At 41.9% G+C, this 26,463-nt stretch carries 30 protein-coding genes; 17 read left to right on the top strand and 13 right to left on the bottom strand.

The features are described from left to right. Positions 1-174: 174 nt before the first annotated feature. A complete protein-coding gene (gene rnjA / locus AC0DBE_RS07385; RefSeq protein WP_061187390.1) occupies positions 175-1,842 on the bottom strand; it encodes a ribonuclease J1 in 1,668 nt (555 codons plus the stop codon). A gap of 5 nt (positions 1,843-1,847) precedes the next feature. Then, positions 1,848-2,057, bottom strand: a complete 210-nt coding sequence (gene rnpZA / locus AC0DBE_RS07380) for an RNA polymerase subunit omega 1 (RefSeq protein WP_014113654.1) — start codon at positions 2,055-2,057, stop codon at positions 1,848-1,850. A 382-nt stretch (positions 2,058-2,439) separates the two neighbouring features. Here rnpZA and AC0DBE_RS07375 point away from each other — a divergent pair, with 382 nt between their 5' ends. Continuing rightward, positions 2,440-3,213 (top strand): Cof-type HAD-IIB family hydrolase, encoded by a 774-nt coding sequence (locus AC0DBE_RS07375; protein ID WP_472961631.1) that lies wholly within the window; start codon positions 2,440-2,442, stop codon positions 3,211-3,213. A 35-nt stretch (positions 3,214-3,248) separates the two neighbouring features. Here AC0DBE_RS07375 and def read toward each other — a convergent pair whose 3' ends face one another. Beyond that, positions 3,249-3,803, bottom strand: coding sequence for a peptide deformylase (def, locus tag AC0DBE_RS07370; RefSeq protein WP_072182639.1), 555 nt, complete (start codon positions 3,801-3,803; stop codon positions 3,249-3,251). 109 nt (positions 3,804-3,912) lie between these two features. After that, positions 3,913-4,065, bottom strand: a complete 153-nt coding sequence (locus tag AC0DBE_RS07365; protein ID WP_003222298.1) for a YjcZ family sporulation protein — start codon at positions 4,063-4,065, stop codon at positions 3,913-3,915. A 211-nt stretch (positions 4,066-4,276) separates the two neighbouring features. Here AC0DBE_RS07365 and AC0DBE_RS07360 point away from each other — a divergent pair, with 211 nt between their 5' ends. From AC0DBE_RS07360 to lpdA, 5 genes are all read left to right on the top strand, one after another. Beyond that, positions 4,277-4,948 carry a YkyA family protein gene (locus tag AC0DBE_RS07360; RefSeq protein ID WP_472961628.1) on the top strand — a complete coding sequence of 224 codons (672 nt, stop codon included), beginning with the start codon at positions 4,277-4,279 and terminating at the stop codon, positions 4,946-4,948. Positions 4,949-5,370: 422 nt separating this feature from the next. Continuing rightward, the gene (gene pdhA / locus AC0DBE_RS07355; protein ID WP_003222294.1) at positions 5,371-6,486 is read left to right on the top strand and encodes a pyruvate dehydrogenase (acetyl-transferring) E1 component subunit alpha; all 1,116 of its coding nucleotides are present in this window, start codon (positions 5,371-5,373) and stop codon (positions 6,484-6,486) included. Between the two features lie 3 nt (positions 6,487-6,489). Continuing rightward, complete coding sequence (gene pdhB / locus AC0DBE_RS07350) at positions 6,490-7,467, top strand: pyruvate dehydrogenase complex E1 component subunit beta (protein ID WP_014113660.1); 978 nt, start codon at positions 6,490-6,492, stop codon at positions 7,465-7,467. 113 nt (positions 7,468-7,580) lie between these two features. After that, on the top strand, positions 7,581-8,909 hold the full coding sequence (pdhC, locus tag AC0DBE_RS07345; RefSeq protein ID WP_003222290.1) for a pyruvate dehydrogenase complex dihydrolipoyllysine-residue acetyltransferase: 1,329 nt from the start codon (positions 7,581-7,583) through the stop codon (positions 8,907-8,909). A 4-nt stretch (positions 8,910-8,913) separates the two neighbouring features. Beyond that, positions 8,914-10,326 carry a dihydrolipoyl dehydrogenase gene (gene lpdA, locus AC0DBE_RS07340; RefSeq protein WP_014113661.1) on the top strand — a complete coding sequence of 471 codons (1,413 nt, stop codon included), beginning with the start codon at positions 8,914-8,916 and terminating at the stop codon, positions 10,324-10,326. A 44-nt stretch (positions 10,327-10,370) separates the two neighbouring features. On the opposite strand, the gene slp is transcribed toward lpdA, so the two are convergent. Next, the gene (gene slp / locus AC0DBE_RS07335) at positions 10,371-10,745 is read right to left on the bottom strand and encodes a peptidoglycan-associated lipoprotein Slp (RefSeq protein WP_061187393.1); all 375 of its coding nucleotides are present in this window, start codon (positions 10,743-10,745) and stop codon (positions 10,371-10,373) included. A gap of 422 nt (positions 10,746-11,167) precedes the next feature. Between slp and AC0DBE_RS07330 the strand changes: the two genes are divergently transcribed. After that, positions 11,168-11,287: a GapA-binding peptide SR1P gene (locus AC0DBE_RS07330; protein WP_003232305.1), complete on the top strand. Its 120-nt coding sequence runs from the start codon at positions 11,168-11,170 to the stop codon at positions 11,285-11,287. Positions 11,288-11,321: 34 nt separating this feature from the next. Here AC0DBE_RS07330 and speA read toward each other — a convergent pair whose 3' ends face one another. Beyond that, positions 11,322-12,794, bottom strand: coding sequence for an arginine decarboxylase (gene speA / locus AC0DBE_RS07325; protein WP_014113664.1), 1,473 nt, complete (start codon positions 12,792-12,794; stop codon positions 11,322-11,324). A gap of 184 nt (positions 12,795-12,978) precedes the next feature. Between speA and AC0DBE_RS07320 the strand changes: the two genes are divergently transcribed. Then, entirely contained in the window at positions 12,979-13,245 is a 267-nt protein-coding gene (locus AC0DBE_RS07320) for a UPF0223 family protein (protein WP_003221303.1), read from the top strand. Positions 13,246-13,276: 31 nt separating this feature from the next. Here AC0DBE_RS07320 and AC0DBE_RS07315 read toward each other — a convergent pair whose 3' ends face one another. Continuing rightward, positions 13,277-13,915: a YktB family protein gene (locus AC0DBE_RS07315; RefSeq protein ID WP_014113665.1), complete on the bottom strand. Its 639-nt coding sequence runs from the start codon at positions 13,913-13,915 to the stop codon at positions 13,277-13,279. 239 nt (positions 13,916-14,154) lie between these two features. Here AC0DBE_RS07315 and AC0DBE_RS07310 point away from each other — a divergent pair, with 239 nt between their 5' ends. From AC0DBE_RS07310 to AC0DBE_RS07300, 3 genes are all read left to right on the top strand, one after another. After that, positions 14,155-14,343, top strand: a complete 189-nt coding sequence (locus tag AC0DBE_RS07310; protein WP_009967148.1) for a hypothetical protein — start codon at positions 14,155-14,157, stop codon at positions 14,341-14,343. 137 nt (positions 14,344-14,480) lie between these two features. Continuing rightward, positions 14,481-15,278, top strand: a complete 798-nt coding sequence (gene suhB / locus AC0DBE_RS07305) for an inositol-1-monophosphatase (RefSeq protein WP_014113666.1) — start codon at positions 14,481-14,483, stop codon at positions 15,276-15,278. Positions 15,279-15,303: 25 nt separating this feature from the next. Further along, the gene (locus AC0DBE_RS07300) at positions 15,304-15,732 is read left to right on the top strand and encodes a GNAT family N-acetyltransferase (RefSeq protein ID WP_014113667.1); all 429 of its coding nucleotides are present in this window, start codon (positions 15,304-15,306) and stop codon (positions 15,730-15,732) included. 76 nt (positions 15,733-15,808) lie between these two features. Here the strand turns inward: AC0DBE_RS07300 and AC0DBE_RS07295 are convergent, their stop codons facing one another. Both AC0DBE_RS07295 and nprE read right to left on the bottom strand, forming a co-directional pair. Beyond that, positions 15,809-16,723 carry a class I SAM-dependent methyltransferase gene (locus AC0DBE_RS07295; protein ID WP_472961620.1) on the bottom strand — a complete coding sequence of 305 codons (915 nt, stop codon included), beginning with the start codon at positions 16,721-16,723 and terminating at the stop codon, positions 15,809-15,811. A gap of 439 nt (positions 16,724-17,162) precedes the next feature. After that, complete coding sequence (gene nprE, locus AC0DBE_RS07290) at positions 17,163-18,728, bottom strand: neutral metalloprotease NprE (protein WP_014113669.1); 1,566 nt, start codon at positions 18,726-18,728, stop codon at positions 17,163-17,165. A gap of 286 nt (positions 18,729-19,014) precedes the next feature. Between nprE and AC0DBE_RS07285 the strand changes: the two genes are divergently transcribed. From AC0DBE_RS07285 to AC0DBE_RS07270, 4 genes are read left to right on the top strand one after another with little or no spacing between them, the layout of a single operon-like run. Further along, entirely contained in the window at positions 19,015-20,955 is a 1,941-nt protein-coding gene (locus AC0DBE_RS07285; RefSeq protein ID WP_472961617.1) for a hypothetical protein, read from the top strand. Then, positions 20,945-21,214, top strand: coding sequence for a hypothetical protein (locus AC0DBE_RS07280; RefSeq protein WP_087987138.1), 270 nt, complete (start codon positions 20,945-20,947; stop codon positions 21,212-21,214). The genes AC0DBE_RS07285 and AC0DBE_RS07280 overlap by 11 nt, the downstream gene beginning before the upstream one ends. After that, positions 21,214-21,735 carry an RNA polymerase sigma factor YlaC gene (gene ylaC, locus AC0DBE_RS07275; RefSeq protein WP_041521160.1) on the top strand — a complete coding sequence of 174 codons (522 nt, stop codon included), beginning with the start codon at positions 21,214-21,216 and terminating at the stop codon, positions 21,733-21,735. The genes AC0DBE_RS07280 and ylaC overlap by 1 nt, the downstream gene beginning before the upstream one ends. Then, entirely contained in the window at positions 21,732-22,025 is a 294-nt protein-coding gene (locus tag AC0DBE_RS07270; RefSeq protein ID WP_087987137.1) for a zf-HC2 domain-containing protein, read from the top strand. The genes ylaC and AC0DBE_RS07270 overlap by 4 nt, the downstream gene beginning before the upstream one ends. 40 nt (positions 22,026-22,065) lie before the next feature. Here AC0DBE_RS07270 and AC0DBE_RS07265 read toward each other — a convergent pair whose 3' ends face one another. Both AC0DBE_RS07265 and AC0DBE_RS07260 read right to left on the bottom strand, forming a co-directional pair. Continuing rightward, positions 22,066-22,677 carry a hypothetical protein gene (locus AC0DBE_RS07265; RefSeq protein WP_014113674.1) on the bottom strand — a complete coding sequence of 204 codons (612 nt, stop codon included), beginning with the start codon at positions 22,675-22,677 and terminating at the stop codon, positions 22,066-22,068. 272 nt (positions 22,678-22,949) lie between these two features. Further along, a complete protein-coding gene (locus AC0DBE_RS07260) occupies positions 22,950-23,138 on the bottom strand; it encodes a YlaF family protein (protein WP_003221324.1) in 189 nt (62 codons plus the stop codon). Between the two features lie 112 nt (positions 23,139-23,250). Here AC0DBE_RS07260 and typA point away from each other — a divergent pair, with 112 nt between their 5' ends. Together typA and AC0DBE_RS07250 are read left to right on the top strand one after the other, a co-directional pair. Continuing rightward, complete coding sequence (gene typA / locus AC0DBE_RS07255; RefSeq protein WP_014113675.1) at positions 23,251-25,089, top strand: translational GTPase TypA; 1,839 nt, start codon at positions 23,251-23,253, stop codon at positions 25,087-25,089. 56 nt (positions 25,090-25,145) lie between these two features. Next, positions 25,146-25,463 (top strand): YlaH-like family protein, encoded by a 318-nt coding sequence (locus AC0DBE_RS07250; protein ID WP_014113676.1) that lies wholly within the window; start codon positions 25,146-25,148, stop codon positions 25,461-25,463. 57 nt (positions 25,464-25,520) lie between these two features. Here the strand turns inward: AC0DBE_RS07250 and AC0DBE_RS07245 are convergent, their stop codons facing one another. Continuing rightward, complete coding sequence (locus AC0DBE_RS07245) at positions 25,521-25,730, bottom strand: YlaI family protein (protein ID WP_072183306.1); 210 nt, start codon at positions 25,728-25,730, stop codon at positions 25,521-25,523. 82 nt (positions 25,731-25,812) lie between these two features. Beyond that, positions 25,813-26,442 (bottom strand): YhcN/YlaJ family sporulation lipoprotein, encoded by a 630-nt coding sequence (locus AC0DBE_RS07240; RefSeq protein WP_014113677.1) that lies wholly within the window; start codon positions 26,440-26,442, stop codon positions 25,813-25,815. Positions 26,443-26,463 lie beyond the last annotated feature (21 nt).

Raw genomic sequence — 26,463 nt, 5'->3', positions numbered from 1 at the left:
GGCCTGCGCTTCGGTGCTCACGAATTTCAACATTCGCTGTGCTCCGATGCTCGCCCTTCCTAGAATTCAAGGGTTTTCAATCACGCTGAAAAGATGACAAAATCCTAAAACTAAAAATCGTTTTAGGATTTTGTCAACAATCTAAGATGCACTCCTAAGAGAGTGCATCTTTTTTTAAACCTCCATAATGATCGGAAGGATCATCGGACGGCGTTTCGTTTTTTCATATAAGAACGGCGCAAGCGTGTCTGTAATCTCATTTTTGATTTCAGACCATTGAGTCGTTTTTCGTTCCATCACTTTTTGTAAGTGGTTTGAGATAAGCTCTTGAGCGTCATTGATCAAGTCGCCAGATTCTCTCATGTACACAAATCCTCTGGAAATCAAATCAGGTCCCGCTGAAATCTTAAAGCCATCCATGTCAATGCTGACAACCACAATGACAAGACCTTCTTCAGAAAGAATTCTGCGGTCACGAAGCACGATATTCCCAATATCACCGATACCGCTTCCGTCAATGTATACTGAACCAGACGGGATTTTGCCGGCAACTGAAGCTTCATCGCCTTTAAGCGCCAATACTTCACCATTATCCATGATAAAGCAGTTTTCTTCAGGGATGCCGCAATCTGTTGCAAGTTTGACATGCATCTTTTGCATTCTGTACTCACCGTGAATCGGCATGAAGAATTTAGGCTTGATTAAACGAAGCATCAGCTTCTGTTCTTCCTGTCCGCCGTGACCGGATGTATGGATATCATTAAGAGGTCCGTGAATAACCTCGGCCCCCGCACGATACAGCTGGTTGATCGTCCGGCTCACGCTGATTGTGTTGCCTGGGATAGGGGATGAAGAAAATACGACTGTATCCCCAGGATTAATTGAAATCTGGCGGTGTGTGCCGTTTGCAATTCTTGATAATGCCGCCATCGGTTCCCCTTGGCTTCCTGTACATAAAATTGTTACTTTATTGGCAGGCAAACGATTGATTTCGTTATGCTCAATAAATGTATTTTTAGGACAGTTAATATATCCGAGAGTTTGTCCGATTTCGATAGCCGATTCCATACTGCGTCCAAATACGGCAACTTTTCTTCCATTTATTACAGCAGCCTCAATTACCTGCTGCAAGCGATGGATATTCGACGCAAATGTAGCGAAGATAATTCGGCCGTCTACCTTGCGGAAAATGTCATGAATGCTTTCTCCGACACGGCGTTCAGACATAGTGAACTCTGGGTTCTCACTGTTTGTGCTGTCTGAAAGGAGGCACAGAACGCCTTCTTTTCCGATTTCGGCCATTTTCGTCAAGTTTGCTGGCTCGCCGACTGGAGTAAAGTCGAATTTGAAATCTCCAGTATGTACGATGTTTCCTGGCGGCGTCTTTACAACTATACCGTAGGAATCCGGAATACTATGTGTTGTTCTGAAGAATGACACAGCCGTTTTGCGGAACTTTACGATATCATCTTCACCAATAATGTTCAGTTTCGTCTGTCTTAATAATCCATGCTCTTCAAGTTTATTCCGAAGTAAGCCGATCGCGAGTTTACCGCCGTAAACAGGAATATTCACTTGTCTGAGCAGGTACGGAATACCGCCGATGTGGTCTTCGTGCCCGTGGGTGATAAAAAGCCCTTTAATTTTATCTTCATTTTTGACTAAATACGTGTAATCAGGGATAACGTAGTCAATGCCGAGCAGTTCATCCTCGGGAAACTTGATCCCCGCATCAATCAGCACAATTTCATCCTGAAATTGAACTGCATACGTATTTTTACCGATTTCGCCCAAACCTCCGAGGGCGAAAACAGCAGTCTGATCATTTTTTACAAATTTCATACCGCTCATAACTCCAATACTTTAAAATTTTCGCTCTGTTGTTCATATTCTAAAAATGCACCATCAACAGGTGTGATAAACTCAATATTAAATTTCTTCTCTTTCAGCTTTGTTCTGACGTCACGTTCAGATACGCCTTCAACATAAAGTGAATCTGTCTTTTCCCGAACAGGTACTTCGTCAGCCTTTTCTTGATAAAATACCTTATAAATCATCCAAATCTCTCCTTAAATGCCGTATGTTAGACTCGCTTACTCTATTATATTCGAAAACGGAATATAAGGAAAGCCTTGAGCAAAATAAGGATCTCTCGAAAAGTGAAAGATCCCTTGTCAGGCAATGGCTTTCTTGCGGAGCATTCCGTTCCATTGTTTTCTGAGTTTCTTTCTTAATTTGCGCAGCATTTGTCAGTCCCTCCTTTTATAAACATTTGTCCAGAGTTCTTTTATACAAATAGTATACGGAGGTTGAGGAAGACTTTTCGTGGTTATTAATGGAATTTAATATGATTTTTGAATGAAATAGTTTGCTGAATGGCAATCTTTTTGTATGATGAGGGTGGGAATTGCAGATCAAGACGATAAAGGGGAAGTTACAATGGATTCAAAATTAATCTTTTTTGATATTGACGGTACGATATATGATCATGACAAGAATATACCGGAAAGTACGAGAAAAACGGTAGCGGAGCTGCAACGCCAAGGGCATCATGTGTTTATTGCCAGCGGGCGGTCTCCTTTTTTGGTTAAGCCGATTTTGGAGGAGCTGGGCATACACTCATTTATTTCCTATAATGGGCAGTATGTTGTCTTTGAAAATCAAGTAATTTATAAAAATCCGCTGTCTGAGGAGGCAATCAGGCGATTATTAAAGCAGGCGGGAGAGGGCAAACATCCTGTCGTGTTTATGGCTGAGGACACGATGAAAGCGACTGTTGCGGATCACCCTCATGTTTTGGAGGGAATCGGCAGCCTTAAAACCGATTATCCAGAAACTGATGACCTTTTCTATGAAGGTAAAGAAATTTTTCAGCTTCTTTTATTTTGCCAGGATGAAGAAGAAAAAGCTTATGCCGCTTTTCCTGAATTTGATTTAGTGCGCTGGCATGAGTATTCGACTGATGTTCTGCCGCATGGAGGTTCGAAGGCGGAAGGGATCAAAAAAGTGATCGAGCGTCTACCGTTTGATATCAGCGATACATATGCTTTCGGCGACGGATTAAACGATCTGCAAATGATTGAGTATGTCGGGACAGGTGTAGCTATGGGAAATGCTGTTCCTGAATTGAAAGAAATCGCGGACTTTGTAACAAAGTCAGTAGACGAGGATGGAATTGCATACGCTGTGAAAGAATTAGGTCTTTTAAAATAAAGAAACGGCTGGCACTGCGCCAGCCGTTTTTCTTTTTAGCGCTCAATCGCGATTGCATTTTCAGGTTCTTTGAAAGGATTCTCCTTATCAATATGATCATAGAACATAACGCCGTTCAAATGATCAATCTCGTGCTGAAACACAATAGCCGGAAATCCTTTTAAACGGATATCAATGTTTTCGCCTTCAAGGGTTGTTCCTTTTACTCTGACGCGAGCATAGCGGGGAACATAACCGGGAATCGCTTCATCAACAGACAGGCAGCCCTCGCCGCTTGTTAAGTAGCTTTTTTCAACAGAATGGCTGACGATCTTAGGATTAAACAAAGCATAGCTGTATAACTTACCGGAAGCATCTTCCGCATGAACAGCGATCATTCGTTTTTTGATATTAATTTGAGGAGCCGCGAGTCCTACGCCTGGACGCAGCTTGTATTTTTCGGCTAATTCCGGATTTTGGCTGTTCTTAACGAATTCGATCATGTCGGCCAGCTGCTGTTTTTCTGCATCAGTCGGAGGCAGCTCAACAGGTTCGGCTGTCTCTCTGAGGGCTGGATGGCCGTCACGTACGATGTTTTCCATAGTAATCAAGAAACTTCACTCCTAAAGCTTAATATGTAAATTATATCGGATTTCTTCACAAAGGTGCAACGAAACAAATGACCAGCCGAAGATGGCTGGTCAAGTTCAAGCTGTGTAATTAGCAACAGCCTCCGCCTAAATAAGCAGCTCCGACAATGATTAACAAAATGAATAAAACAACGATTAGCGCAAAGGTGCGGCCGTAGCCATAACCGCCATATCCGTAACCACCATAACTGCAGCAGCCTCCGCCGTAACCATATCCATACATATTACAAAACCTCCTCTTTTAATTACGCCAGAGCCTTTAGAAGTAGGCATAGCGTCTACTATAACCTATGTAAAAACAAAAAAGTTGTATGGTCATCTGTCCTGATTTTTCACTTTTTTGATTTGATTTCAGAGTTGCCTCACAGGTACAGCTATTGCCAAACGTCCCCATGGATTTTATAGTAGAAACTGTCAAGATTGGGGGATTTAACGTGAAAGACGCAATAAAACGGCGGCCTGGAATGAAAATCGGAGCTTTTTGTGCGATGGCACTGATATTAACAGGATGCATGGGAGAAGACCCGGTTGATTCACTTCATCATTCATTAGAAAAAGCCGCGGAATCGGAAAAGCCGTTTCTAGAAGAACAGAAAACGCTCGAAGAATTAGAAGCGAAGGAAAATCAGCTTTACGATGATGTTATGAAGCTCAATATGGATGATTATAAAAAAATTGTTGCTTTATCTAACGAAGCGCTAGAAAATGTCAGCAAGCGTGAAGAACATCTGAAGATTGAAAATGACAGCATCAAAAAATCGGAATCAGAATTTGAGGAAGCAAAAACGTCTGCTGAACAAATTAAGGATAAACACATAAAAGAAAAGGCTGATGCCGCAGCAAGCCATATGAAGAAAAGATATACATCATATGGCTCCATGTATGAAGAATATAAAAAAGCGCTTCAACTTAATAAAAAGCTGTATATGCAGCTGAAAGATAAAGACTTGGCACGAGATGATCTGGACAAGCAGATCGATAAAGTCAATGCTTCTTATGAAAAGGTCCTTAAATACAACGGAGAATTTAATGAACAAACAGAAAAATATAATAATGCCCGGGAAGATCTATATGATGCCGCAGGCTATCACGTGAAAAAGAGCTGACTTTGAACAGCTCTTTTTTTTAATAAACGCGACGCCAATTTCATTCAAAATTTTCATTTCTATTGTAGTACAGTGTAGTGGTGTATACTAGTACAGTTTTGGGTACAGCTGGCATCTGTTTTTTTATTGAAAATGTAAAGCGAATACATTTATTGAAAATCAGCGATGAAAACGATTGACGGCTCTTCTTTATTTGGTGTAAACTAATCCATGTTAAGCGGTGTTGTATTAGTTTTTTACAACTTCGAAATAATACAGTTCAAAGCAGAGTGTAACTATCCTACATAAAAGGTTTTGGCAAACTGGGGATCGGCTAAAATATATACGACTTACTGCTAATACTTTAGGGTACCCTAAGTTTGTATGTATAAAAGGAATGCACGTCTAATGACTGTTTAAAAGAAAGGAAGAGGTGACTTAGTATGGCTGCAAAAACGAAAAAAGCTATCGTTGATAGTAAAAAGCAATTTGATGCCATTAAGAAGCAGTTCGAAACGTTCCAAATTTTAAATGAAAAGGGAGAAGTCGTGAATGAAGCGGCGATGCCTGATTTAACAGATGATCAATTAAAAGAGCTAATGCGCCGCATGGTATTTACGCGTGTGCTTGATCAGCGCTCTATCTCATTAAACCGTCAAGGACGTCTCGGATTCTACGCTCCTACTGCGGGTCAAGAAGCTTCTCAGATTGCAACGCATTTCGCGCTTGAAAAAGAAGACTTTGTTCTTCCTGGATACCGTGATGTGCCTCAGTTAATTTGGCACGGCCTTCCATTATATCAAGCGTTTCTTTTCTCTCGCGGACATTTCAGAGGAAACCAAATGCCTGATGATGTGAATGCCCTTTCTCCACAAATCATTATCGGTGCTCAATACATTCAAACTGCCGGTGTTGCGCTAGGTCTTAAAAAACGCGGTAAGAAAGCTGTCGCAATCACTTACACTGGTGACGGCGGAGCTTCACAAGGGGACTTCTACGAAGGAATTAACTTTGCCGGCGCTTATAAAGCACCTGCAATCTTCGTAGTACAAAACAACCGCTACGCGATTTCAACTCCGGTTGAAAAACAATCTGCGGCTGAAACAATTGCACAAAAAGCAGTAGCTGCAGGTATTGTCGGCGTACAAGTAGACGGAATGGATCCGCTTGCTGTATACGCTGCAACTGCTGAAGCACGCGAGCGCGCAATCAACGGCGAAGGCCCGACACTGATTGAAACACTTACATTCCGTTACGGCCCGCACACAATGGCTGGTGACGATCCGACTAAATATCGTACAAAAGAAATCGAAAATGAGTGGGAACAAAAAGATCCGCTTGTACGCTTCCGTGCGTTCCTTGAAAACAAAGGCTTATGGTCTGAAGAAGAAGAAGCAAAAGTAATTGAGGATGCGAAAGAAGAAATTAAACAAGCGATCAAAAAAGCTGATGCTGAGCCGAAGCAAAAAGTAACTGATTTAATGAAAATCATGTACGAAAAAATGCCTCACAACCTTGAGGAGCAATTTGAAATTTATACACAGAAGGAGTCGAAGTAAGCCATGGCGCAAATGACAATGATTCAAGCAATCACGGATGCGTTACGCACAGAACTGAAAAATGACGAAAATGTCTTAGTTTTCGGAGAAGACGTTGGTGTTAACGGCGGCGTATTCCGTGCGACAGAAGGATTGCAAAAAGAATTCGGTGAAGACCGTGTGTTTGACACGCCACTTGCTGAATCTGGTATCGGCGGTCTTGCCCTTGGATTAGGCTTAAACGGCTTCCGTCCGGTTATGGAAATCCAATTCTTCGGATTTGTTTACGAAGTAATGGATTCAGTTTCTGGCCAAATGGCTCGTATGCGCTACCGTTCTGGCGGTCGCTGGACTTCACCTGTAACAATTCGTTCTCCGTTCGGCGGCGGCGTTCATACTCCTGAGCTTCACGCTGACAGCTTAGAAGGTCTTGTTGCACAACAGCCTGGTATCAAAGTTGTTATTCCATCAACTCCTTATGATGCCAAAGGACTTTTAATTTCTGCGATCAGAGACAATGATCCTGTTGTTTTCTTAGAGCATATGAAGCTTTACCGTTCTTTCCGTCAGGAAGTTCCTGAAGAAGAATACACAATTGAGCTTGGCAAAGCTGACGTAAAACGTGAAGGTACTGACCTTTCAATCATCACTTACGGCGCAATGGTTCATGAATCATTAAAAGCTGCCGAGGAGCTTGAAAAAGACGGCATTTCTGCTGAAGTTGTCGACCTTCGCACTGTAAGCCCGCTTGACATTGATACAATCATCGCATCTGTAGAAAAAACAGGACGCGCGATTGTTGTTCAAGAGGCACAAAAACAAGCCGGTATTGCTGCAAATGTAGTAGCAGAAATTAATGACCGTGCGATCTTAAGCTTGGAAGCACCTGTACTTCGCGTGGCTGCGCCTGATACAGTATTTCCTTTCTCTCAAGCGGAGAGCGTATGGCTTCCAAACCATAAAGATGTTCTTGAAACAGCAAGAAAAGTTCTTGAATTTTAATCAAACTGCATAATCGAGAGGGAAGATGAACGTTTTCCCTCTATTATATATCTGTTTCAATGCTTACGTTGTAAACTTTAAAATTGCTTAATCAAACTAGGAGGTCGAGAACTGTGGCATTTGAATTTAAACTTCCAGATATCGGGGAAGGTATCCACGAAGGCGAAATCGTAAAATGGTTTGTCAAGCCTAACGATGAGGTAGATGAGGATGATGTACTGGCTGAAGTCCAAAATGATAAAGCAGTAGTAGAAATTCCTTCACCTGTTAAAGGAAAAGTATTAGAATTAAAAGTTGAAGAGGGAACGGTTGCAACTGTTGGACAAACGATCATTACGTTTGATGCACCTGGTTACGAAGACCTTCAATTTAAAGGCAGCGAAGAGTCAGATGATGCGAAAACTGAAGCACAAGTTCAGTCAACAGCAGAAGCTGGACAAGACGTTGCGAAAGAAGAGCAAGCTCAAGAGCCTGCAAAAGCAACTGGCGCAGGACAGCAGGATCAAGCTGAAGTTGACCCGAACAAACGCGTGATCGCTATGCCTTCTGTACGTAAATATGCTCGTGAAAAAGGCGTAGACATCCGTAAAGTTACTGGTTCAGGGAACAACGGACGTGTTGTAAAAGAAGATATCGACAGCTTTGTAAACGGAGGAGCGCAAGAAGCTGCGCCGCAAGAAACAGCTGCACCACAAGAAACAGCTGCTAAACCGGCTGCTGCACCAGCTCCAGAGGGCGAATTCCCAGAAACACGCGAAAAAATGAGCGGTATCCGTAAAGCAATTGCGAAAGCGATGGTTAACTCTAAACACACAGCTCCTCACGTAACGTTAATGGACGAAGTGGACGTAACAAACCTTGTTGCACATCGTAAACAGTTCAAACAGGTTGCTGCTGATCAAGGAATCAAGCTGACTTACTTGCCTTACGTTGTAAAAGCTCTTACATCTGCACTGAAAAAATTCCCTGTTTTAAACACGTCAATTGACGATAAAACAGAAGAAGTAGTCCAAAAACATTACTTCAACATCGGTATCGCTGCTGACACTGAAAAAGGCTTGCTTGTACCGGTTGTGAAAAATGCAGATCGTAAATCTGTCTTTGAAATTTCTGATGAGATCAATGGCCTTGCAACAAAAGCTCGTGAAGGCAAGCTTGCTCCAGCTGAAATGAAAGGCGCATCTTGCACAATTACAAACATCGGTTCTGCCGGCGGACAATGGTTCACTCCGGTTATCAACCATCCAGAAGTTGCGATTCTTGGTATCGGACGCATTGCAGAAAAAGCGATTGTTCGTGATGGCGAAATCGTAGCAGCTCCAGTCTTAGCTCTTTCTCTCAGCTTCGACCACCGTATGATCGACGGAGCAACTGCGCAAAATGCATTAAATCACATCAAGCGTTTACTGAACGATCCACAATTAATTTTAATGGAGGCGTAATGTTATGGTAGTAGGAGATTTCCCTATTGAAACAGATACTCTTGTAATTGGTGCGGGACCTGGCGGCTATGTAGCTGCCATCCGCGCTGCACAGCTTGGACAAAAAGTAACAGTCGTTGAAAAAGCAACTCTTGGGGGCGTTTGTCTAAACGTTGGATGTATCCCTTCAAAAGCGCTGATCAATGCAGGCCACCGTTATGAGAATGCAAAGCATTCTGACGACATGGGGATCACTGCTGAGAACGTATCAGTTGATTTCACAAAAGTTCAAGAATGGAAAACTTCTGTTGTAAACAAGCTTACTGGCGGTGTTGCAGGTCTTCTTAAAGGGAACAAAGTAGATGTTGTAAAAGGTGAAGCTTACTTTGTAGACAGCAATTCAGTTCGTGTTATGGATGAGAACTCTGCTCAAACATACACGTTCAAAAATGCAATTATTGCAACTGGTTCTCGTCCTATCGAATTGCCAAACTTCAAATATACTGAGCGTGTCCTAAATTCAACAGGCGCTTTGGCTCTTAAAGAAATTCCTAAAAAGCTCGTTGTTATCGGCGGCGGCTACATCGGAACTGAGCTTGGAACTGCGTATGCTAACTTTGGCACTGAGCTTGTTATTCTTGAAGGCGGAGATGAAATTCTTCCTGGCTTCGAAAAACAAATGAGTTCTCTTGTTACACGCAGACTGAAGAAAAAAGGCAACGTTGAAATCCATACAAATGCGATGGCTAAAGGCGTTGAAGAAAGACCAGACGGCGTAACAGTTACTTTTGAGGTAAAAGGCGAAGAAAAAACTGTTGATGCTGATTACGTACTGATTACAGTAGGACGCCGTCCAAACACTGATGAGCTTGGTCTTGAGCAAGTCGGTATTGAAATGACGGACCGCGGTGTTGTGAAAACTGACAAACAGTGCCGCACAAACGTACCTAACATTTATGCAATCGGTGATATCATCGAAGGACCGCCGCTTGCTCACAAAGCATCTTACGAAGGTAAAATCGCTGCAGAAGCTATCGCTGGAGAGCCTGCAGAAATCGATTACCTTGGAATTCCTGCGGTTGTCTTCTCTGAGCCTGAACTCGCATCAGTTGGTTACACTGAAGCACAGGCGAAAGAAGAAGGTCTTGACATTGTTGCTGCTAAATTCCCATTTGCAGCAAACGGCCGTGCACTTTCTCTTAACGAAACAGACGGCTTCATGAAGCTGATCACTCGTAAAGAGGACGGTCTTGTGATCGGTGCGCAAATCGCCGGCGCAAGTGCTTCTGATATGATTTCTGAATTAAGCTTAGCGATCGAAGGCGGCATGACTGCCGAAGATATCGCGATGACAATTCACGCTCACCCAACATTGGGCGAAATCACAATGGAAGCAGCTGAAGTGGCAATCGGAAGCCCGATTCACATCGTAAAATAATGCTTATATCAAAAACAGCCCTCGCTTAAAGCGGGGCTGTTTTTTTATTTTGACAGCACATGCTGCAATGGTTTAATGATGTCTTCTTTCTTTTTCACGCATCCCTCTATTTTCACCACGACATGACGCTCATCAACGACCATAAGGGTAGGGACGGTTTCAATCTCATCTTCCCAGCCTTCTTTGTTAGCATAGACCTTCATTTTATCTATTTGCTCGGGATAATCTTTTTCTAAATCAAGCAGTGCATCGTAATATGGCGCTTCCTGGTCAATTTGGTTCTCATCAGAAAAAAACAGGATTTGTGTATGATGAATGTTGTCAATCCGGCTTTTTTTCACCGGATTGATGGTGGAAAGCGTACAGCCCGATAAAGCAAATACTATTATCAGTATGGGGAATACCGCGCGATATCGCATCTATCTTCTCCTCTGTATAAACAATAGTAAACTAGCTTTAGTTTATCATGAGAGGCAGCGTAATCTGCTCCTTGTTACCTAATTGTTATATAATTGAAACCGTTTTTAAAGTGAGATTACATATCATATCCATCGTTTAAAATAGCAATCTGGGGGTATATAGAATTTATTGCTGCGTTCTTTCATAAAAGTTCAAAAAAACATGAAATCATGTTATGTGTTTTGGCATATGTATCGATTAACGCTGCTGTATGAAAAGAAAATATTATATGATGAAAAATGAAAAAATACGCTATATATAACGACATCCAAATTAAATGTGTTATACAGTTAGTTGTTGACATTTTAAATGTGACATATTAATATAATAGCAACAAAAGAAATTAAGCGTTTTCAAATTTCAAAGAAATGGGGAATGAGAGATGGGTACAATTGTTTGCCAAGATTGCAACGAAGCCATTCATTACTTTGAAGATGAGAAAGTGACTACATTATACGGAACATGCTGCGGACAATGTCAATGTCCTGTTGATGAAGAGTAAAAAAAGCATGCGGCTCAAGCCGCATGCTTTTTATTTATTGAATCGCTTTTTGTTCTTTGATGACCCGGATCATGTTTAAAGTTGAGTCTTCAGGTCCTTGAACAGGGAGACCTGCGTCAAGGTTCTTGAAAATGTAGCTGATGTTGTCTTCTGTAATAATTTCACCTGGAATGAAGATTGGAATACCAGGAGGATATACCATTACAAATTCAGCGATAATCCGTCCGGATGCTTCTTTTAAGGGGATGACTTCCGTATTTGCATAGAAAGCATCACGCGGAGTCATTGCCAATAAAGGAATTTCCGGGAGAAGAACTTCAGTTTGCTGATGTGTTACATCTTTTTCTGACATATGATGTGCAATCTCTGTTAAAGCCTCTACAAGCCGGTCTGCATCATTTTGGCTGTCACCAGGGGTGAAAATACACAAAATATTGTACAGATCAGAAAGCTCAACTTCAATATTAAAGGATTCACGAAGCCATTTTTCAACGTCATGACCTGTGAGTCCAAGATTTTTAACAGAGATAATCAATTTTGTCGGGTCATAGCTGTAAGCTGCTTTTGAAACAAGAATCTCAGAACCGACACAATAAATGCCTTCAATCTGATTGAGGCGATCTCTCGTCTGGTTGGCAAGCTTCAGTGTCTCCTCAGCAAGCTGATGGCCTTCTGTCGCAAGGCGTTTTCTGGCAACATCCAGAGAGGCGAGAAGCAAATAAGAAGTTGACGTTGTTGTCAGCATGCTCAGAATGGATTGCACTCTGTCTTTGGATACAAGGCCCTCTCTCATGTTTAAAATAGAGCTTTGCGTCAGTGATCCACCCAGCTTGTGTACACTAGTCGCTGCTATGTCTGCTCCTGCCTGCATGGCTGAAAGCGGCAATTCATCGTGAAAGTGAATGTGAACGCCGTGTGCCTCATCAACAAGCACCGGCACATCAAACGAATGAGCGAGTTCTACGATGCTTTTTAAGTCGGCTGCAACACCGAAATATGTCGGGTTGATGACGAGAAGCCCTTTTGCATCTGGATGCTCGGTAAGCGCCCGTTTGGCAGATTCAAGTGTAATGCCGTGGGAGATGCCCAACTCATTGTCAATTTCAGGATGAATAAAGATTGGGATCGCTCCGGAAAATACAATAGCTGTCATAATTGATTTGTGCACATTTCTTGGAATAATAATTTTATCCCCAGGTCCGCAAACAGCCATCACCATTGTCATAATGGCGCCGCTTGTTCCTTGAACAGAAAAAAATGTGTGGTCTGCGCCAAATGCTTCAGCCGCCAGATCCTGTGCCTGTTTAATGATGCCTTTTGGCGCGTGCAGGTCGTCTAATGGTTCAATATTGATTAAATCTATGCTTAACGCGTTTTCACCGATAAATTGTCGGAATTCTGGGTCCATTCCTGCCCCTTTTTTATGGCCGGGAATGTGGAATTGAACAGGCTGTCTGCTTGCATGCTTTTTCAGTCCTGTGTATAAGGGTGTTTCATGTTGCGACAATTGTTTTCCCACCTTTGTAATCATACCTATGCATAATAGTGTGTATTAAAATCAGTTTCTCAACCGTTTTTTAGACGTAAAACAAATGAATTATATTATGAACTTGAAAGAATGTAAAGAACAATTTATGATCAATTGAAGATGCTTTCTCCTAAGGGAAGCAAATCTATAAGGAGTGAAGAAAATGGAATACCAATATCCGATGAATGAAGATTGGACAACCGAAGAAGCAGTGGATGTGATCGCGTTTTTCCAGCAGGTTGAGCTTGCATATGAAAAAGGTGCAGATCGTGAAGAACTGCTTAAAGCTTACCGCCGTTTCAAGGAAATTGTACCGGGAAAGGCTGAGGAAAAAAAGATATGCGGCGAGTTTGAAGAACAAAGTACATACTCTCCTTATCGCACGGTCAAACAGGCGAGGGAATCTGATCAGGCGAAGATTAAGATGTAAGAAAAGAGCCGGGGGATACTCCGGCTCTTTTTTATGCTTGTGATACTTTTTGGGTGAAACGGTACAGAAAAGCAAGCTGCTTAAAGGCATCATCGATACGCTGAAGGAATTCATGGTTATTCATATTCAGCACTTCTTCTTTTTGAAGCTGGATGCCGCATAACAGCTCAGCTTTTTTTACAGTCTGCAAACGCTCAAACAGCGTCTTCAGCTGTTCCTTGTCCATTTCAGACTGCTTATGTACTCCCGGTTTTGTGTGATCTGCGGACCAAACGAAGCTGTCAGGGATATTCTTAGTAATGGTTTCCTGATTCGCTTCAAGCAATTTGCCGTATTCTTCTTTAATAGGGGATTCATATATAATCGCGAACCACACAAATACGTGGGTTTCCCATAAACCAATCTGAAAATGCGGCAGTTTTTTATAGCCTCTTTTGCTGTTTGCGAATGCGACCCAGCTGTCAGCAGGGGGATTGACGGATCTTCTTGCGTGCTTGGCCACATGAGGAAACATTTCATCTCCGGTTAAAGCTGATAAAGTTGGGGCAAAATGTTCGCCTAGAGCTGTTAGCTTTGGACGGACCGTCTCTTTTAATACCTCCATGCGCGCGTCTAAGCCTTCTATTGTAAATGTGTTAAAGTCTTCTTCCGTAAAACGCATTTGTGTCATGATTTTCCTCCTTCATGCTAAGTAAACATATTTTATCACAGTTCATACGAGCGTCAAAAAGATTGAGCGCGTTTGAAGAAAGGAGAAATGAGGTAATAAACGAATAGGTAAACACACAATTTTCAGAATCATGTTACGCGTAAATAGAACAATCATACGATATAAGAAGTAATCATTGTTGAATGGCAAAATGGGATGCTTTTTTACAAACAAATGATCTCTGGAAGGGGCGAAAGACAATGAGGCAAGTTGTAAAAGAGGGATTTAAGGAAGAGAAAAACAATCGTGTAGCTGTCTGGAGACTAGAGGTTGATTATGAATTGGCAACCCTATATGAAGCAATGCAAAAAGAAAATGAAGAACAGATTGAACAAAGCAAAAACAAACTTGAGCGACTCAGAAAAGAATGGATTCGTCTTAACGGGTAAAAAGCGATAGTGAAAACGAACCGCATGAATGGTTCGTTTTTACGTGAGAAGGGATATTTTTCATTTTCCTTGCTTTTTCACCGCCGTTATCAGTATCCTATAAAATAAAGGTCTACATAGAAGAGAGGTACGCACGAATGACAAATTGGACGGAAATTGATGAGATTGCAAAGAAATGGGTAAGAGAAGCAGGCACGAGAATTAAACAATCCATGAATGAAAGCCTGACAATTGAAACGAAATCAAATCCGAATGATTTAGTCACCAATATTGATAAAGAAACGGAAAAGTTTTTCATTGAACGCATTCAAGAAACGTTTCCGGGACACCGTATACTCGGCGAAGAAGGACAAGGAGACAAACTCCACTCACTGGAGGGAGTCGTCTGGATTATCGACCCGATTGACGGGACGATGAATTTTGTGCATCAGCAAAGAAATTTTGCGATTTCAATTGGAATTTTTGAAAACGGAGAAGGAAGAATCGGTTTAATTTATGATGTGGTGCATGATGAGCTCTATCACGCATTTAGCGGCAGAGGAGCTTATATGAATGAAACGAAGCTGGCTCCTTTAAAAGAAACTGCCATTGAAGAAGCGATTCTTGCCATTAATGCGACATGGGTAACGGAAAACAGAAGAATTGATCCAAGTGTGTTAGCGCCCCTTGTAAAAAGAGTCAGAGGCACACGCTCCTACGGTTCTGCCGCTTTAGAGCTGGCAAATGTCGCGGCAGGAAGAATAGATGCTTACATCACGATGCGGCTTGCACCATGGGATTATGCAGCCGGATGTGTGCTGTTAAATGAAGTTGGGGGCATCTATACGACCATAGAGGGAGAGCCGTTTACCTTTTTAGAAAATCACAGTGTGCTGGCCGGAAATCCATCCATACATAAAACGATATTTGAAGAGTATCTTCATGCTCAAAAGTAGGCCGTTTGAACAGGATGACCTCTGCTTGTTAGAGAAGCTCGCGGAGGCTCATCCTGTATGGAAAGAGGAGGAGTTTGGGGAGAAAGATGCAGAAAGCTATATGATCTCCTACTCCATGTACAACGGATCATGGCTTATATGGGAAAAAGACGGTCAGCCTGTTGCCGTCAGCTATCATCTCGAGTGGGCGCCTTCCAACGGAAAGCCGTGGCTTGGAACGGTGCTGATTGACCCGGCTGAAGAAAAAAAGGGGCATGCGAGGATGATCATTGAACAGATCAGCAAATTGCTCGGAGCCAAACATAAAGCGATGTTTGCGGCAGTTCCCATTGACCGGAGTGAATGGATACTGTTTTTGAGCCAATGCGGCTTTGAACAGCTGAAAACGGAGAAAGATGAGACAGGCAAATCATTTATGATCATGGTGAAGCCTTTAGCAGAAGCTGCCGTCTGATAACGGCAGCTTATTTGTTGTATGCCAGTACCATAAAAAGCCTCCCAAAAATTGAGAGGCATCTGATGATAAAAAATTATTTTTTCACCGCATGAATATAATGAATCGTTTCAAACGCTGACAAATCGTCTGTTCGATTGTTGAAGAATTGGTCATTAATATCGTCTGGTGATAGATGTTCATAGATAAGTAAACCTGATGATTCTAACTGAATTTCAATTTCTTGATAAGTGAAACACGATTTCATCGGTTCTCCGCTTGCGGCAGCCATTTTTACCATATGTTCAACTCTATTTGACGTTCCTTTTGCTGTAAAAAGTGTTTCGTCAGCATAATCAAAAACGATAGAGCTTCCTGATGGGACATGAGAAAATAAATTTCTGATCAAGCTTGCATTTTCTTCTCTCGTTAAATAATAAGACACTCCCAGAAGGCTGAAGAATGTTTTTGTGTTTTCAAATCCTTCATCTATAAGAGGCTGATACGAAAACGTTTTGGTAAAATCCATAGGAACAAAGTGAAGATGTCCCGGAATTGTCAGATTTGCATCTTTCAGCTTATTTTTTTTGAATTGCTGTGTAGCCGGATGATCAATCTCGAAAACTTGTAAGCTGTTTTCCAATTCAGGATGCCGAAAACAGAAAGTATCCAGTCCGGCCCCAAGAATGACATACTGTTTTGCCCCCAGCGTCAATTCGTTGTGTAAAACTTTTTCACAATACGCAGCACGTGCTAAGGGCGTAGGCGACAGCTGGATTTGGGTAACCCATTTTAATATTTTTTCAGGATCATTTTGCAGACGTTCGGCCATCTCTTTGCTGAAAAACGATATTCCTTGAATCATATTCTCGCGGATGTTTGTAAACTCTTTTTCATTAATGAGGTCTTTTGCAATAAAATCATCAAAAATGAGAGACGTGTCATATCGGCTATGATATGAACGGGCAAAAGCTGAAACCAAAGACGTTAAGCTGGACTCATTATTCCTCATGAAATGATCCTCCCATAAAAAAATAAGATTCCCCTGGCCAGGAGAATCTTATTATACCTACAAATATATTAATAGTAAATTATAGCATAAATAAAAATTTTTGTCAATGTTTTTGCTCTTTCTTCGATCGTGTGATCTTCATTTATTTCACCTGAGCCAAGTGTCTGCCGGAAGAATCTCCCCTTAGCCCGGATTAATATTGTATACTGCATCGTTGGCTTACTGCTGCTTTCGCATCTTTGCAGCTGAGCGGGGAAGACAGCATCGCTGCTTCCTGTACTGCACGCTTGCGGCTGTGTACTTCTCTTTTGCAAATCAGCAGCGGCTGCTGATTCTCATGGTATCATCCTTTCGGGGTGAATGATGATGCTTACAACGAAGAGAGAAAGCAAAATATGTAACGGAAAAAAGCCTGAGGGATCTCAGGCTTTTTTTAACATTACAATCCAACAGCATTCCAGGCTGCTTCAACTTTAGCGGCATCAGTTGACCCGTACAGATCACGGGCAGATTGAATAAGAGCTGCCTTGGCATCTTTGAACGTCGAAGAAGGCGTGAGGTACGTTGTTAACGCACGGTAATAGATCTGCTGTGATTTAGAGACACCAAGCTTTGTTATGGTATTGTAAGCGGCTTTATTTGGAATTCCGCTGTTTATGTGTACGCCGCCATAATCGCCTTCATCTGTATTTGGGAGGTTTCTGTAATTGGCGTAATTGTCAGGCTGATCGTATTTTGTTGGATTGGACAGGCTGCGGAGAGCAGGCTGGCTGACTGTAATGTCTTCACCGATATCCCAGTCTTCTGTATCGTTAAAATAACCGAATACGTCAGAGAAAGATTCGTTTAATGCCCCTGGCTGATTTTCATAAATCAGGTTGGCCGTTTCTTGAGTGACGCCATGTGTCATTTCATGTGCTGTCACATCTAATGAACCGGAAAGCGGAGAGAAGAATGAACCGTCGCCGTCACCGTAAATCATTTGGTCTCCTGTCCATGCAGCATTATTGTACCGAGTGCCGTAGTGAACGGAAGAAACGATTTTACTGCCTTTGTTATCATAGCTGTTCCGTTTAAATGTCGAATAAAAATAATCGTACACTTTACCGAGATTATAGTGGGCGTCAACGGCTGCCCGCTGTGATGAAGATGTGAATGTATTTGTTGTACTTGAGACAAGCGTTCCCGGAAGGCGGCTTTGTCTGTTTTGCAAGTCATATGTAATGATTTGAGTGCCTGTTGGTTTTGAAAGATCTCTTAGAACGTATTTTCCGCTTTCATAAGAGATGTTCAAAGGAACAGTTGCGCCCTTTAGCGTTGTTCCGCTTCCAGTGGCAGCAGCATGTTCTACTTTGTTTTGCTGTTTTACTATACTGCCTGTTTCAGCATCAACTAAGACTTCCCAGTTGGCAGGTTCAGGTTCGATATAGCGAATCGTCACGTCGTAAGCAAGACGATAGCTGCCGTCCTTTGTTTCTACGGCTTTTAACTCGGCTTTATTGCTGTTTTTGGCTGTTCCGTTAGAAACAGCGTCTGGTGATTTGCCGATCGCTTTGAAAGCGAGTGCCAGCGCTTTTTCAGAAGAGACTTTTTGGCTGTTTTCTGTTTTTGCAGCAGATTGATTTTGTAATTCACCATTGACCGCATAGACATTATCGGATTTATCGACGTGAACGATCACTTGTGAATCTTTAATAGGCACTCCGTTGATTACAGGCGCATATCGAAAGTGCTTGTACCCAAGGGCGTCAGTCGTGCTTTCAACAAGCTTCAGCCTTTTGGCAGGATCACCTTTGAAAATGTTGCTGTTCTTTTTCAAAAACTGTTTGACGGCCTTGTCATTTGGTGCAGAGAGCTCTGATTGTGCAATTGCATTTTTGGAGAGGAAATTTGTTTGATTCTCTTTAAGCTGATGACTTTCAGCAGCCTGAACACCAGGAAGGCTGATTGACAAACTCATAAACGAAGCAGCGACAGCAACAGACAATTTCTTACCTAAACCCACAATAAATCCCCCTTTTTGAAAATACTGAAATCTTTATATTGTTATATTAAACTAGCATTCTGGAATACTCAACAAAAACTAACATAACTAGACAAAATTGATAGAATTGTCCTGTGTTTATTTTTGTTAAATAATTTCAAGATGAGTCAAGTGTCATGTGATGTCTCATTGCAAGTGTTGTGTCTATTTACATATCAAAGGAAAGAGAAGAAATGTTTGTTGATTATTGAAACTTTTTGAAAAGCCGGCTGTCTAACCGGATGAGGCCTTAATAAGAAGTAAAGGATTGTTGTTCGTGTTGGAGTTATTCAGTCATTATGTATTGCATTTCGAACGTTATTTTATATTAAGCCGACAAAGCACCTTGCTGATCCAATGGTCAATTGTTGTTCTGGCGGGCTTATATCTATTGGTGCATCATCCTAAAATAAACCGGTACCGCACAATGTTCTTGGCAGGTGTTATATTGCGAATTGTGTTGCTGACGGGGGTGTCTGTTGAACTCATTCACCAGGTGCAAGCAACAAATTTCACCAGCGCTTACATCAGAGAGGACGGAAATGAACTGCTGCCGCTGCTGCATTTTTTGTTATACGGGTATGTTCTGCTGACGGCTTTTCACTATATGCTGATGCTTCGTGATCATGGCGGAAAAGGCATGTTTTATACATTCGATCTTGCCGTTGTCAGTTTGCCGATCGTACAAATGGTATTCAGTTTCTTTTCGTATTGGAAGGAATATCCTGATGGGATCGAGCCGATTGAATTCGTGTTTCTGTTTTTCATCATCATTCTTCCTATTGTTTTGAATGTACTGTTTTTCAAACAGTATTGGAGAACAAATAAGATTTTATTAGGTTTATTTTATACGATGATTATCGCCCTGCTTGTCCTGGTGCTTGCGCCGTATCCCAGTCAAATCTCGAAAGACTATGGTGCAGTGATGCCATATACAATTTATTTGACAATGGCGGGATTTTTGATGAGTTATCATCTGCTCAATAAGTCGGGAAAGATTTATGTGCGCGTGAATAAGTGGCTGACGATGGCTGTTATTGTATTTTTTATCTTGCTCTTAAATCCAATATATAACTTAGGAACGGCTGCTTTCGCTTTATCAAAGCCAGCAAATGTCCATGATTCATTCAATTTTGTAGGAGAACACATTTCATCTGAAAAAGCGGAACAGATTCTAAAGACATTTTTTCCTGCGGATGAGACATTGTATTTGCACGATACAAACATGGATGTGCATTATTTCTACTCATTTGAAAGTATGAGCTATGAGGCAGACGTCGATGAAGTATCCCAAATGATTCGCAATTATCAGTACTTGAAAAAGCCGAAGGGGAAGACGCTGGCTGATCAGGAGTACGTACGGAAGTCCATCGCTTTCCTTGAGCAACACGGACGTGTGTTAAATAAGGATCATATTGAAACAAAGGTATCTAAAGAAGACGGCCAGACAGTCGTTCGTATATTCCTGAAAAATCAATTTCATAAAAAAGATAATGCTGATGATGGCACAGTATTTTATTGGGAAAAGGAAACCTTAATGGGCTTTAGTGAAGACCCTTCGATTTATCAGCTTGATTCTCTTCGACATGTTCATATCACAGAACAAGATATACACGATAAAGTGAAGGGAATGTTTACAGCTTTAAAAATACCGAAACAGCCTTATCAAATCACAGATATTGAAAGCGACAGCCTGCTTGGAAGCTTAGTTCGAGTTGAAACAAAAGATGGAATTGTTTTGAACTTTGAGACCGACTCCGGCTGTTTACAAAATCTTTCGCTTCCTGTGAAAAAGAATATTTCATTGACAAACGACCGGCTGCTGCAGCAGATGTTATTGGTCTTCGGTGCTGATGTATCAGAAATCAAGAAAAAAAGTAGGCAGAGTGATAAAGTGGTATATTCTGATTCTTCTAATGCGTATGAGTTTTATGAAGATCAAGGGATGCTAAACGTTTATGTTTACAGCGATACACCCGATAAGGCATTTACGTATACGTATCGTGATGGAAAATTGGCTTATGAAAAAGTAGCTTCTGCATACCAGGATGTTATTTACAAAAAACGAATGCGTCCGATCATCGTTCAAAGAGGGAATGAATGCTATTATGCATGGCTGATCATTATTCAGCCATTTGGCTCAAACCGCCATGATGCTTATGTGGTGGATGGAGAAACACAAGAGGTGAAAAATCTTTATGAAACATAAAGAAAAGGAGTCTGTATTTTTAGATTTATATGACCTATATAAAGAAGGAGAGCTAGAGGACGAATCAATGGAATGGATGGAACAGCATGAGCCCCTATACCAAAAGAATGCGGAATCCTTAAAGAGTGAATCTTGTTCAGAGAGAAGCCCGGGTGCTGAAGAAGAGAGCCAAATAAGACATATGAAAGTATACCTGTCTTCCATGTATATCTGTTTCATATTATTGGCCATTTGGATGACGGTGTGGTTTTACTTTTAATGAAGCGTAGGGATTCTATTGAAGATTTGTATCGACAGTATTACCAAGAAATTTTAAATTATTTATATAGAAGGACTCATCACCTTGAAACAGCCAAGGACTTAGCGCAGGACACGTTTTTGAAAGCTCTTAACGGCTTGGCTTCGTTTAGGGGACATTCTTCCATCAGAACGTGGCTTTACACCATTGCACATCACACCTTTGTCAATTGGTACCGCAGGGATGTCAAATACCAATTTACTGATATCAGCAAGAATGAAGGATTAACGCAAACAACTTATGAGCAGCCTGAACAGTATTTGTCGCGGACGGTAAAAAGTGAAACCCTAAGGCAGGAACTCCTCCAGTTAAAGGATCAGCATCAATCCGTTTTGATTTTAAGAGAATTCCAAGAGCTTTCTTATGAAGAAATCGCTGAGATATTAGGATGGAGTCTTTCAAAGGTGAAAACCACACTTCACCGGGCCAGATTAGAGCTAAAGAAAAGCATGACGAAAAGAAGAGAGGAGGAGCGGATATGACCTGCTTTCTAGTAAGAGACCTGCTTCCTCTGTATCTTGAAGGTGATTGTAAAAGAGAAACGGAACACGTCATTAAAGAGCATATAAAGACCTGCAGCAGCTGCAGAGAAATGTATGACATGATGGCTGAGCCTTTTGAATTGGAAGGCGGACTGGCCGTTGTGGAGGCTTTTCTGCTGGAAGAAGAAATGCGGTTTAAACAGAGGTACTACGGTTTGCTAATCGTTAAAGCTGCCTGCTGGTTTGGAGCGGCGGTTGCCGTGATGCTCATCATCAAACTGCTGATATAAAGAAAAGCGCTTGTCCGGTTCCGGCAAGCGCCTTTTTAGTTTAAGCTTGAGGATGAATCATGTCGTAGATTGCGGCAAGCTGTTCTTGTGACAGAGCACTGAATAATTTTTCAAAAACGTCAGCTTCCAGAGGTGTTGCCCCTGCTTGTACCGCTGCATCTATATCATAGCTGTACACACCGTCTTGTAATACAATTGCTGCTTGAAGAATGTGAATCTTTAAAGAAACAGCGGAGAAAAATTGTTCAAGTGCGAGTGCTTCTTTTTCTGTGAAGCCAAGTTCAATTGCTTTTTCTGTATCAAATTTGTAATGTCCATCTTCGACATACACACATTGTGAAACAACGCTGAAAAATTCTGATGTCGACTCCCAGAGAGTTGCGATTACTTGAGCCTCTTCTTTTGTCATTCCTAACTCGACAGCTTTTTCACTGTCAAAATAATACACACCGTCTTGTTCGTATATACATTGATTTAATAAATCAATGTATGTATTGAGATCTTCATTTGTGATTGTCTGATGCTGCACATGAACATTGGAGTTATCAACCATTGTTTTTGCGCTGGCTGCATCAGGGCCGAACGTTAATAGAGCAGCTGAGGTCATTGCGGCAGTCGTTAGCATCGCTTTTTTTACAAATGTTTTCTTCATGTTTCTTCTCTCCCTTTTATGAATTGTGCTACGAATTCCATTATAGGGATAGATTGGCGTCGGAAAAATAGGTTTTATGGTATTTTATGTATATCGTTGCCGAACTACTTTTTGCCGGTCACATGTGTCATTGTTAGAACGATTGTCTATGTATGAATGCTGTTTTGCACCTTCCCGACTAAGAAACAGGGGAGATAAGACTTAATGAAATGAAAAACACCGCTTCTTTGCGGTGTTTTTTTGATTACAATGTCTTCAGCGGGGCAATGCTTTTAATCAAGCAAGCCTTGCTCGCGCATTTTCTTTTTTAATGTAAATCCGCCGCCCATTACGGCACAAACAAGCACAATGCTGGCGATAATGCCTGCAGCGCTTTTTTCAGCGATAAAGACGCCGATCAGCATAATACTGAAAACTGCTGCAAATGCAAATAATAGTAAAAGCCAATTCATTTTTTTCATGTTTTCCATCCCCTTTTACGTCTTATATTAAGTTTACAGAAAAACGTGACGCTTTTAAAGAGGATGTGTGGTATAATATGAAAGTTATTTAATTTTATTAGGAGATGAAAAAGTGAAACTTCGAAATGATCTTCGCAACATCGCGATTATTGCCCACGTTGACCATGGGAAAACGACTCTAGTCGATCAGCTTTTACATCAGGCTGGTACGTTCCGTGCCAACGAACAGGTTGCTGAACGCGCAATGGACTCTAATGATCTTGAACGCGAACGCGGCATTACAATTTTGGCGAAAAATACTGCGATTAACTATAAAGATACACGCATTAATATTTTGGATACCCCTGGACACGCAGACTTTGGGGGAGAAGTAGAACGAATTATGAAAATGGTTGATGGTGTACTGCTTGTCGTTGACGCATATGAAGGCTGTATGCCTCAAACACGTTTCGTTCTGAAAAAAGCTCTTGAACAAAATCTGAACCCGGTTGTTGTTGTAAACAAAATTGACCGTGACTTTGCCCGTCCTGAGGAAGTTATCGATGAGGTTCTTGATCTGTTCATTGAGCTTGATGCCAATGAAGAGCAGCTCGAGTTCCCAGTGGTATATGCTTCCGCGATTAATGGAACTGCGAGTCTTGATCCGAAACAGCAGGATGAAAACATGGAAGCTTTATATGAAACCATCATTAAGCATGTTCCGGCACCTGTTGATAATGAAGAGGAGCCGCTTCAATTCCAAGTTGCCCTTCTTGACTACAACGACTATGTAGGCCGTATCGGAATCGGACGCGTATTCCGCGGCACGATGAAAGTCGGTCAACAGGTTTCTCTTATGAAGCTTGACGGAACGGCTAAGTCATTCCGTGTAACAAAGATTTTCGGTTTCCAAGGCTTAAAGCGTGTGGAAATTGAAGAAGCAAAAGCAGGAGACCTCGTAGCGGTTTCCGGCATGGAAGATATTAACGTTGGTGAAACGGTCTGTCCTGTAGACCATCAAGATCCGCTTCCAGTGCTTCGCATTGATGAACCGACACTTCAAATGACATTTGTCGTGAATAACAGTCCGTTTGCAGGCCGTGAAGGCAAATATGTAACGGCCCGCAAAATCGAAGAGCGTCTTCAGTCTCAGCTTCAGACGGATGTGAGCTTGCGTGTTGAGCCAACCGCTTCTCCTGATGCTTGGGTTGTTTCCGGACGCGGTGAACTTCACTTGTCAATTTTAATTGAAAATATGCGCCGTGAAGGCTATGAGCTTCAAGTTTCAAAACCTGAAGTTATCATCAAAGAAATCGACGGCGTACGCTGTGAGCCTGTTGAGCGTGTACAAATTGATGTTCCGGAAGAGCATACAGGCTCAGTTATGGAATCAATGGGTGCCCGCAAAGGCGAAATGATTGATATGATCAACAATGGAAACGGCCAAGTCCGTCTCATCTTTACAGTTCCTTCCCGCGGATTGATCGGGTACTCCACAGAGTTCCTATCATTAACACGCGGATTCGGTATTCTGAACCATACCTTTGACAGCTACCAGCCGATGCAGGCGGGCCAAGTCGGCGGACGCCGCCAGGGTGTGCTTGTATCAATGGAAAACGGAAAAGCGACATCTTATGGTATTCAAGGAATTGAAGACCGCGGTGTCATCTTCGTTGAGCCGGGTACTGAAGTATACGAAGGAATGATCGTTGGAGAGCATAACCGTGACAACGACCTTGTTGTTAACGTCAGCAAAATGAAACAGCAGACGAACGTCCGCTCTGCGACAAAGGATCAGACAACTACAATTAAAAAAGCGCGCATCATGTCTCTTGAGGAATCTCTAGAGTACTTAAACGAAGATGAATACTGTGAAGTAACGCCTGAATCCATCCGTTTAAGAAAGAAAATCCTCAATAAAAACGAACGTGAAAAAGCGGCTAAAAAGAAAAAAACAGCAGGATTGTCTTAATCTCTTGCAGAATTTGAAAAGATAGAACCCGCACTTTGCAGGGGAGGGGAATCTTTTTGAATGATGTAAGCGAACGCCTGTCGTTCTTCGCTGCTCTATATCAAGTAGACCGGCAGCCTGCGGCAGGCATGTGGCTGCTGTACGGCACGATTTTTGTGTTGGCTGTTATTGTATTTAAGCTTGGATTTGCTAAACGGCTTCCGGTATTAAAATCAGCAGTGGTGTATGTATTTCTGGCTTTGGGCTGCACTGTTTTGACCTTTTTAGGAGTGTTTTTGCCCGTGGCAGAGGGATTGGTCGTCGCTGCGATGATTTTAATCATTTACAAAATTCGGCTGTATCAGTCGAAAAAGGGACAGTCTGCAAAATCATAAAAAGACTCAGCTGAGAAGCTGAGTCTTTTTTGTGTTGTGTATGGTAAAGCGGCTGCTTTATTTTTTGACTTTTTCTTTTTTTTGCTGTCCCGGGTGAAAAGTGAATTTTCCCGTTTTCAGCCGTTCTTCTGTTTTTTGGGCAATCCGGTCGTGGCATTCCTGGCACATATATGTATGGATTGGGCGGTTTCGAAGCCGTTTCGCGATCAGGGTATCATCATCAATTGTTTCAATTTTATCGCAAATAGAACATTGGACCCTCATCATATCACCTCTTTCACTAATATGTATTATAGCACGGATCAGAAGCTGTCCAAAATAAGAAAAAGCTAAAGCGCGAGGCTATAGCTTAATCATTGTTATTCTTTTTCATATGATGATCAGATTGATCGTTTTGCTCCTTTTCCATTTCCTGCTGCTGCTTTCTGTTTAATTGGTCATTTTGCTGCTTTGTTTGCGGCTCGTCTTCATTGTCAATCACATCGTTAGGCACTTCTGGAAGCACTCGGCCGACAATCGCAGCTAATTCATCTAGTATGCCTGTTACCGGACGGCCTTTACTGATTTCTCTGCTCATTTCATTCAGGCGGCTGACCGTATCTGGGTCAGCAATGACAACTGCGTTGGCACCATATCGATCATTTTTTAAAGCCTGTGCCACAGAATATTTAATCGTTTCCACTTTGCTTCTATCCAAAGTATCATCGACATCAATTCCAACAACGGCATAACCTCCAAGCACAACGGCTGTTGCATCCTTGACATCGGGATTTTTTTCAGCAACGCTGACAAGATGCTTGGCAATATCCGTTCTTGTTCCATTGTCTTTTGTCTCCTGAGTTGTGTCCTTTACGTGAATCGGTTTGGTTTCCTGCTGTCTTGTTGATTCTTTTTCAACATTCTGATCCTGTTTTCCTTGTTGGTAGGCACATGCGGACAGGATAAGCGTCAGCTGTATGAGAATGAAAAGAATTCGCACTTGCGGGTTCCCTCCTTGAAA

This window comes from Bacillus sp. VA15 (assembly GCF_055721145.1).
Note: the sequence above shows the minus strand (reverse complement) of the source record. Positions and strands in the feature narration are given on the sequence as shown.